The organism is Aquibacillus albus, assembly GCF_016908325.1.
Classification (GTDB): Bacteria; Bacillota; Bacilli; order Bacillales; family Amphibacillaceae; genus Aquibacillus_A; species Aquibacillus_A albus.
Window position 1 is genome coordinate 22536 of the sequence record NZ_JAFBDR010000037.1, and the last position, 8994, is coordinate 31529.

At 40.1% G+C, this 8994-nt stretch carries 8 protein-coding genes; 4 read left to right on the forward strand and 4 right to left on the reverse strand.

Annotation, left to right across the window (positions count from 1 at the left end; genetic code table 11):
- Positions 1 to 300 precede the first annotated feature (300 nt).
- The 3 genes from JOC48_RS20085 to JOC48_RS20095 all read left to right on the forward strand — a co-directional run bounded on the left by JOC48_RS20085 (position 301) and on the right by JOC48_RS20095 (position 3767).
- On the forward strand, positions 301 to 816 hold the full coding sequence (locus JOC48_RS20085; protein ID WP_204502203.1) for a sigma-70 family RNA polymerase sigma factor: 516 nt from the start codon (positions 301 to 303) through the stop codon (positions 814 to 816).
- Complete coding sequence (locus JOC48_RS20090) at positions 813 to 1478, forward strand: peptidoglycan DD-metalloendopeptidase family protein (protein WP_204502204.1); 666 nt, start codon at positions 813 to 815, stop codon at positions 1476 to 1478. The genes JOC48_RS20085 and JOC48_RS20090 overlap by 4 nt, the downstream gene beginning before the upstream one ends.
- Positions 1479 to 1679: 201 nt before the next feature.
- On the forward strand, positions 1680 to 3767 hold the full coding sequence (locus JOC48_RS20095; RefSeq protein ID WP_204502205.1) for a glycoside hydrolase family 3 C-terminal domain-containing protein: 2088 nt from the start codon (positions 1680 to 1682) through the stop codon (positions 3765 to 3767).
- A 358-nt stretch (positions 3768 to 4125) separates the two neighbouring features.
- On the opposite strand, the gene JOC48_RS21730 is transcribed toward JOC48_RS20095, so the two are convergent.
- Positions 4126 to 5994 (reverse strand): 5'-nucleotidase C-terminal domain-containing protein, encoded by a 1869-nt coding sequence (locus tag JOC48_RS21730; protein WP_204502206.1) that lies wholly within the window; start codon positions 5992 to 5994, stop codon positions 4126 to 4128.
- A gap of 224 nt (positions 5995 to 6218) precedes the next feature.
- On the opposite strand from JOC48_RS21730, the gene JOC48_RS20105 reads away from it, so the two are divergent.
- Positions 6219 to 6725 (forward strand): YbaK/EbsC family protein, encoded by a 507-nt coding sequence (locus tag JOC48_RS20105; protein ID WP_204502210.1) that lies wholly within the window; start codon positions 6219 to 6221, stop codon positions 6723 to 6725.
- Positions 6726 to 6806: 81 nt separating this feature from the next.
- On the opposite strand, the gene JOC48_RS20110 is transcribed toward JOC48_RS20105, so the two are convergent.
- The 3 genes from JOC48_RS20110 to JOC48_RS20120 all read right to left on the reverse strand — a co-directional run.
- Positions 6807 to 7364, reverse strand: a complete 558-nt coding sequence (locus JOC48_RS20110; RefSeq protein WP_204502207.1) for a hypothetical protein — start codon at positions 7362 to 7364, stop codon at positions 6807 to 6809.
- Between the two features lie 37 nt (positions 7365 to 7401).
- Positions 7402 to 7599, reverse strand: a complete 198-nt coding sequence (locus JOC48_RS20115) for a hypothetical protein (protein WP_204502208.1) — start codon at positions 7597 to 7599, stop codon at positions 7402 to 7404.
- A 209-nt stretch (positions 7600 to 7808) separates the two neighbouring features.
- Positions 7809 to 8994, reverse strand: a 1186-nt coding sequence (locus tag JOC48_RS20120) for an NAD(P)/FAD-dependent oxidoreductase (protein WP_204502209.1), incomplete at its 5' end; no start/stop codon positions are given.

Here is an 8994-nt window from a genome sequence, read left to right on the forward strand (position 1 = left end):
TTTTTTTACTAGAGCAAAAAATCCGAGCACCCCGCCAGATCCTTATCTGTGCATTAACTTTGGATAATAGGGGTCTGACCCCTTCGACAAAAGAGATAAAAAATCATTTTCGTTCAAACTTCAAGAATCAAACTTCAAACGTCACGTTTCGTCTAAGAAAATTCAATTTTTATATAGGAAACTTCAATTTTACCTCCTCAAACTTCACCTTTGCCTAGATGAGTGTTTAATCCCTCTAACTTATGATGAGTTTACCGCGGAATAATAGAATGAAGGCGCCTTTATGGAAAGAGGCCATTTTTGATCGAATATAATTTTGACGAAGTATTGGAAGAACATGAAAACATAATCTTTTATCTCTTAAACAAATTAGGGATTCGTGATCCAGAAAAGGAGTTTTATCAGGAGGGGATGGTGACGCTCTGGAAAGCACTAGCAACCTATGATTCTGCTAAAGGAAAATTCTCTAGTTATGCCTATTTTCGTATTGAAAAATCATTTTTGACGATGATTCGCACCCGAAATACTCAGGCAAAAAAGGTTGCTGATTATTTATCCACCGCTTCGATGGGACAGATTACATCTACGCTCGATACAGGTTTTGACCCTTATTTGCTCGAACAAATTAAAAGCGCACTAACGGTAAATCAAATGAAGTGGTTTACACGATTTATTCTCGAAGATCTGTCCATCAAGGAAATTGCGGTGAAGGAACGGGTGACAGTTAACACAGTAAAGAACTGGGCAAGGCATGCCAAGCCAAAATTACGGAAACTTTTAGCGGACGAAGAAATCTATTGGAGGCAGTTATCATGACACAATTTAGAGGCTATCGTATAACTAGTCACTTTGGATGGAGAACCCATCCGATTCGCGGCATAAGGGAATGGCACACAGGAATTGACCTCGTAAAAAAACATCGAGCGCCAATAGAGGCGTTTACGGACGGTGAAGTCATTTACGCGGGCGAAGGTAAAAAAGGTACAGGTCTTGGCGGCTACGGAATTGTGGTTCTCATTAAAGATCAAAAGAATCGCGGTCAGCTGTATGCACATCTTGATAGTACAGCAGTAATAATTGGGCAAACTATCCAAGCTGGAACTGTCGTTGGATTTCAAGGTGCCACAGGGCAAGTGACAGGATCCCACCTTCATTATGAAGTAAGAAAAAAAGCTGAGAATACGACACTCTATGGTTGGAGCGCTGACCGGAATAATAATTGCTTAAATCCTGTCGAATACCTAGCATCTTTTCTAGCGGCTGTTCTTCGCCATGGGGATCAAGGGCAGGCTGTTCAAGATTTACAAAAAAAACTTGTATCACTCGGCTATCGGTTGCCTAGATTCGGGGCTGACGGAAAGTTTGGTAATGAAACCGAAGCAGCTGTGAAAGCATTCCAACAAGATCAACGTATCGCAGTAGATGGAATAGTTGGTCCTGTAACTCGCGAAAAATTGAAGGTTCTATTAAAAAGATAAAGTGCTCTGCGCTTTATCTTTTTAATTTGAATTCGGATAACTGTCCTCCCACCGCGGACAAATGTCTTTTTAGGGGGTCAGACCCCTTTAGCCTGTTGATAGTCTGTTAGATAACGATTATAATGGATGTATGTTAACTTAGTGCATTCGATGAACAAACATTTGTAAGCGTTTTACATGAATATTATGGGAGGGATGATTGTGACAGTAACGAAGCAGGAGCGTTTAGCTTACACAGATAAGGCGCAGGAAATCGTCGATCAGATGAGTTTAGAGGAAAAAGTGTATTTAATGAGTGGTAGGATGTCGTTTGAAGAATTAATGGAGGATATTGCAAAAGGCCACCATTATAACTGGTATCCATACCCGGCTGGTGGGAACGAGCGACTTGGAGTACCGGAAATGAAGTTTGTTGATGGCCCGCGTGGTGTTGTGTCTGGAAATAGTACGTGCTTCCCTGTATCAATGGCAAGAGGTGCTGCTTTTGATAAGGATCTAGAGGAACGTATCGGGAATGCAATCGGGAAAGAAATTCGGGCACATGGTGGAAACCTATTCGGCGGGGTTTGTATTAACCTACCGCGAAATCCTGGTTGGGGACGAAGCCAGGAGGTTTATGGCGAAGACTCCTTCCTGTTAGGTGCAATGGGTGCGGCACTCACAAAGGGTGTCCAGGCAGAAAATGTAATTGCCTGTGTAAAGCACTATGCGTTCAACAGCATGGAAAACGCCCGCTTTAAAGTAAGCGTGGAAGCAGACAAACGTACAGAGCGTGAGGTTTACTTGGCTCATTTTAAAGATGTCATTGATGCAGGTGCTGCTAGTGTGATGAGTGCGTATAACCTGTACAAAGGTACCTTCTGTGGTCATAGCGATTATCTTTTAAATCAAGTGTTAAAAGATGAATGGGACTTCGATGGATTTGTCATCAGTGATTTCATTTGGGGCGTCAAGGATACAGTAGAAGGCGCGAATGGCGGCATGGACATTGAAATGTGTCATACGAAATATTTCGGTGACAATCTTGTGGAAGCTGTGAAAACTGGTAAAGTTAGTGAAGAAAAAATTGATCAAGCAGCTACACGAATTGTTCGTACTTTACTCGCATTCACTGAAGCCGATAACAAGGACTATAGTAAGGATTTAATCGGGAATGAAGAACACATCGCTTTAGCATTAGAAGCTGCTGAAAAATCGATCACACTAATGAAAAACGATGACCAAGTACTACCATTTTCGAAAGATACAAACCGAATTGCAGTGATTGGTAAGCTAGGTGACAAGGATAATACAGGTGACCACGGATCCAGCCGTGTCTTTCCTCCTTATGTCGTAACACCGTTAGAAGGACTGAAAAAGCAACTGCCAAATGCAGAAGTTATTTTTGATGATGGTCAAGACCTAGAAAAAGCAAAACAAACTGCAAAATCAGCTGATGCAGTAGTGTTCGTAGTAGGATATGACCACGATGATGAGGGTGAATTTATTAACAATCCGGATGAAGATAAAGATGCTTTAGGAGAAGGCGATGCTGGCTTCGGCGCTGGCGGTGACCGCAAAACGTCACTCGGGCTTCATGACGATGAAATCGAATTAATTCAAGCAGTAGGACCAGTAAATAGTAACTCTGTTGCCGTTTTAATCGGTGGAAATACGATTATGATTGAAGAGTGGAAAAATGACGTTTCAGGTATTTTAATGGCCTACTATCCTGGCATGGAAGGTGGAACAGCTCTTGCCAAAACCCTTTTTGGTGAGGTGAATCCAAGCGGTAAATTACCGTTTGTTTTACCTAAAAAAGAAAGTGATTTACCACAAGTCGATTGGGATGCAGAACAAATCACCTATGATTATTACCATGGCTACACAAAGCTCGAGAAGGAAGGAAAAGAGCCATCCTTACCATTTGGATATGGCCTGTCCTACACTACTTTCACGCAATCGAACGCATCATTTGATGTAAAAAATGATCAAATTGTGGCAACCTGCGAAGTTGAAAACACTGGTGAACGCGAAGGAACAGAAGTTGTTCAGCTATATGTAGGCTATAGCCAATCTAAAATTGATAGACCAGTAAAAGTACTGCGTGGCTTTGAACGGGTTTCACTGGCACCAGGTGAAAAGCGAGTGGTCACTGTTACGTGCCCTATTGAAAAAGTGAGATGGTTTAATCCTGAAACAAATCAGTGGGAACTAGAAGCAATTGATTATGATGTTTATATTGGAAGCAGCAGTGATAATAAGGATCTTATAAAAGGGGAAGTAAGTTTAGCGACTTATAACGTGTAACTAGTAAGGCTCAATCTTTGGATTGAGCCTTTTTTTGATTCAGGATACACCTGAGGTGAGAGTAATTTAGAGTTTGGTGAGCATAAGTGTTGTTAGAGTGAGAGTAATACTGGATTCCCTGCTCATAAATTTCGTTAGAGTGAGAGTAAATACGATGATAGTGCGCATAAATCCTCCGTTGATGAGAGTAAGTCCGATGAAACTGCGCATAAATCCCACTAAAGTGAGAATAAACCATCCCAACCTAATAATAAGTGTCCTCCCCAGAAGGACAAATGTCCACAAGCGGGGTCAGACCCCTTTATGCAAATGCAAAAAAACCAAAGAGGATTTTAATCCTCTTTGGTTTTTTTTACCGTTATGCTAGGTTCTTTTTCCTTCTATTGATTATGAAGAGTATTACACCAGCTATTAGTGATGTTGCGCCTATTAGTAATAGGTTAATGGTATTGGTTGCTGTATTTGGTAGTTTGTCGCCTTCCTCTTCACTGTCGGATGATTCATCCGTCACCTCGCCATTATCTGTTACGTCTGAGGCACCACCCTCATTTTCGTCTACTGAATCTGATCCTTCGCTGTTATCCTCTGTCTCATCACCAACTGACGTAGAGTCATCACCAGTAGTATCACTATCATTTTGTCCAGTCACTTCTAAAATTCTATCATCAAGTTGCGGGTTAATGGTTCCTTTCGACTCGATTGCTTCAATAATTAAATTTGAAAGTAATGGACCAGAGTTCGCATCTAGTAAGTAATTGGCTCCTTCAAACATGCTATATCCGTCTCCACCAGTCGATATAAAGTCCACGGTTGCCAGACTATAAGTTGCGCTCTCATCGATAGGTTGTCCATTTATTGTCGCGTCAATGATTCGGGATCCTACCGGTTGATCTAAGTCAAAGCTGTACTCAATTCCGCTAACTTGAGCAAAACGACCAGCCCCATCTTCTATTTGACTAACACTGTTTTCTAACGCTTCCATCACCACGTCCCCTGTCACTTCAATCACAACGACATAGTTCGTAAACGGAAGAGCATCCATGATGTCACGCTTTGTTAAATCACCGACTGGGAAAATTCTTTCTGCACGAATGCCACCACCATTAATTAACGCAATATCTGCACCCGTATCTTCCTTCACCGCATCGGCAATAAAGTTACCAATCTTTGTTTCGTCTTTTCTTTGAGACGCCTTCATTACATCAAGCTCTGTCTCTGTTTGACCAATGACAACATCCAGTTCTGCTTCTAATTGTGTATTATAGCCATCCATTATCGCTTGTACCGTAGCGTCCGCCTCAAGCCCATTTGCAACTTCTTCCTCCAAAGCATACCGTTTAAAGTTATAATCTACTATTTCTCCATTTTCAATTTGGAGGTTGATTTCTCCTAAAAATTCAAATTCGTCTCCTATGAAACCAAGTAATGTATCATTAATTAATTCGAGACTATCGTTTGCAGCTGCCGCATGATCACCAACCATTACATCAATACCTTCCACTTGTGCAGCGACCTCTCTTGCTCTCGTACTAGCAAGGTGAGAAGAAACGACAATAATATCGGCACCTGCTGCTTCCATCTCAGGAATAACAGCATTCATTGCTTCTACTGCATCGATTACTTGCGCGTTTTCTCCCATGGAAGTAATTTCAGCTGCATCCTCTGTCAATAAACCAGTGATCCCAACTTGTACACCATTAATCTCTTTAATGATGAAAGGCTCCACACCATTTTCTCTTCCAAACGTATCATTCGTACGATTATCAATGACGTTAGCAGTGACCCATGGAAACTCACTGTTTTCTACTAATGTTAATAATTGATCTGGCCCCATATCAAAGTCATGATTTCCAAACGTATTGGCATCAATTCCGCCTGCATTAAAAGCATCAATGATATGCTGACCATGAAATGTCGACGAGAGTACAGATGTAGCAAGATCATCACCATTTGCAATCATCATTGCATTCGGATTTTCTTGTTTAATTTTGTTAATAAGGCCAAAGTAATTAGCGATGTTTTCTGCTCCTCCGCCAAAATTACCATGAAGATGTGTGTCGTGAAGAATCGTTACAGTTGTTTCATCTAGAGGATATTCATCTTTGTTGTGGTGAGGTATCTGGTTAGAACCGGATGAAGCCTCTCCTTCGTGAGCAAGTCCAACAATTGGCATGATCGTAAATAATGCTATCAATAAAACGATAATTGAAACTATACCTTTTTTCACTGTTTCCCCTCCAATTTATCCATATTATTTAACAAAATTAGTATAACAACACTTTGTTAACTGGATATAAATGGAACGTAAATTATTATTATATTCTTCACAAACCCTACCTATTCCATTCGACAAAATTCGGGTGATGCCAGGAACCGGAGCTTTCTCTTTTGCTTTATTCCACTAATATTTGCTATGCTTTTACATAATTAGGAAATGAGAGGATGAAGGAGATGTCATTAGAAAGTGTTAAGGTCCATTTTAAGCAGTGGAATCGTGAAGCTGATGTAATGGAATTTGAAACGTCAAGCGCCACTGTGCAAGAGGCGGCGGATACGATTGGTGTGATCCCAGCCCGAATCGCAAAGACACTATCGTTCAGGGGAGAAGGAGATAAGCCCATATTAATCGTTGCTGCTGGTGACGCCAAAATTGACAACAAGAAATTCCGCCAAACATTTGGCTTTAAAGCTCGTATGCTCTCACCTGACGAAGTACTAGAGCAAACAGGGCACGCGATCGGTGGTGTCTGTCCATTTGGATTAAAAAATGAACTGGAGGTCTATTTAGATGTTTCGCTCCATCGTTTTGACACCGTTTTTCCCGCTTGCGGAAGCACAAATTCCGCGATTGAATTGACGAACGATGAATTATCTCAGTATTCCAATGCTAAAGAGTCCATCGATGTTTGTAAAGGATGGCAAGAAGCAGATTCAAAAGAGACCGCATCCGTTAACTAAAATAGTACATAGAAAGCAACCAAAAATCGGGTGGTGCAGGCACCACCCGATTTTGTCGACGTGTCAACTGCTACTCAACTCTTACATCAAATCAAAAAACGATTCCTTCCCTAGATGCTGGACATATTCTTTAACGAGTCCTTCTAAGTCATCGGAGCCATCAAGAAACATCCATTCCTCTTCAGTACCTAAATAACTCGTCCTTTCCACTTCAAAAAATCGTTCATCCTTATCGACTAAAATAAACCGAAGCTCCGTTTGATAGCTTTTGTATTTGTCTAGTGCTGCCACATTAAATGGCATGAATGTGCTTTCTAAATTGGCAAACGAATCCATAACTGTATAAATATAAACAATATCTTTTTTCATATCGATTTTAAAATCTTTTATTTCGCAGTGCTGCTCCATTCCCGCTTTAATGATTCGAATTTCATCATCTCGAATTAATTTTTTTAGCTTTTTCCTCAAGTACACCTTCCCATTCGGTTCTTCATAAATTTCATAGCCCTCGGGTATATCATTTATATCAGCAGCACCTTCACTTTTCTTCGAGAAAAAATAAGTGGTATTCCCTTTTTTCGTTTTTTTGCTATGCAAAAAATAAGTTTCCCCACGGAAATTTTCATATGTAATTGGCATAATCCGCACCTCATATACTGATTTTTAGAGTCGACTCCTAATCAATTACTCTAGCTACATTGCCATTACATTGCTTACATTTCCCCCTTAAGACGATTTGCTGGTCCTCGAAAACAACTTGATAATCTACGATGATTGTCTCTCCACAGTTGATACAAAATACATTGTTTTCCAGCTTCTCTCTAACATGCGTAGGTATTTTTAACCACCTTTTCCTCGCTAATTCATCTTGCATCCTAATCACCTCATTTATTTTAAAACTCAGTTGGTACCTACTACAATATAAACATGGTATTTTAAAATTGGAAGGTACCACCGAAAATTGTCGTTTCACCACTGCTCACACAAAGCATGTTGCTTTATTATTAGTAAACGAGTTGAACATAAATCTCAGTGTCCTCCCCAGAAGGACAAATGTCCACAAGCGGGGTCAGACCCCTTTTGCTATTTTTTATATTGTTTTACAAGCTTACTATCAATCCAATTTTTCAAATACCATGCCCACCTTCCAGTCATCGAATATCCTTTGTATAAAAGTAGTCCTTTTTTATTCCCGATAGAGACGATGGACAATTCATTTTTCTTTGGTTGATAGAGTTCGCCTTCTCCTGTTTCCATAAATCCTTTTAAGTTTTCAAATAGAAGACGTCCTTGTCGAACAGCATGTCCCTTCTCCCTATCCACTGCTGGATCATCGGCTATTGATGCGCAATCTCCGACACCGAAGATAAATGGATATTCTTTCACTTGTAAGGTATCCGCAACCTTTAAATAACCATGATCATCAACGGGTAGTTTAGATGTTTTAAATAAATCTGGGGCTTTTGATCCGGCTAACCAAACAAGTTTATCAAAATGGATTTCTTTATTAGAAGATGTAACGACTTTATTTCGCTTAACATGGCTTACTGTTTCTGATGTAACCAAATGGATGCCGTTCTGCATAACAATAGCTTCTATTTTTGCCGAAATCCTTTTACTCTTATTCGGTAGTAAACGATCTGCACTCATTAATGTCACAGGTGTATGTATATGGTTCGCTGTTCGCCAAGATGCTAATGATAAACTAGTTTCAATCCCTGCTACATCACCACCCACGACCACGACATTATCAGCATCACGAACTTCATCTATGACCTCAACAAAATGATAATTCGGTTTCATTCGATAAGCATGTTCTGTTACTCCTGGTACGTTAATTCCAGCTGTTAAGGATCCTATATTAAAGGAAATAACATCAAAAGAAACCATCTCTCCATCGGAAGTTAATACTTTCTTTTGTAAAGGGTCAATAGCTGTTACCGCTGCCTTGACCCAACTAACACCAGATGCTTTCGCTAACGACTCTAAATTGATACTAATTTGACTTTTATCATACAAACCTTCTGCATAACCCGGAAACATGCCTGAATAATATTGATATTGAGATGGTGAAAGCAACATAACTTCCACACCATCAATAGGAAGTTCCTTTAACTTTTTCACTACATGCACATGCGCATGTCCACCACCAACAAGCAATAACCTTTTCATAATGGTGCCTAGTGTAGTAAATAGGTTCAAATAAAGAAAAATAACCACCATTTTCAGTGTAAAATGGAAGTACCTATCACAGAACTTCCAAATAACC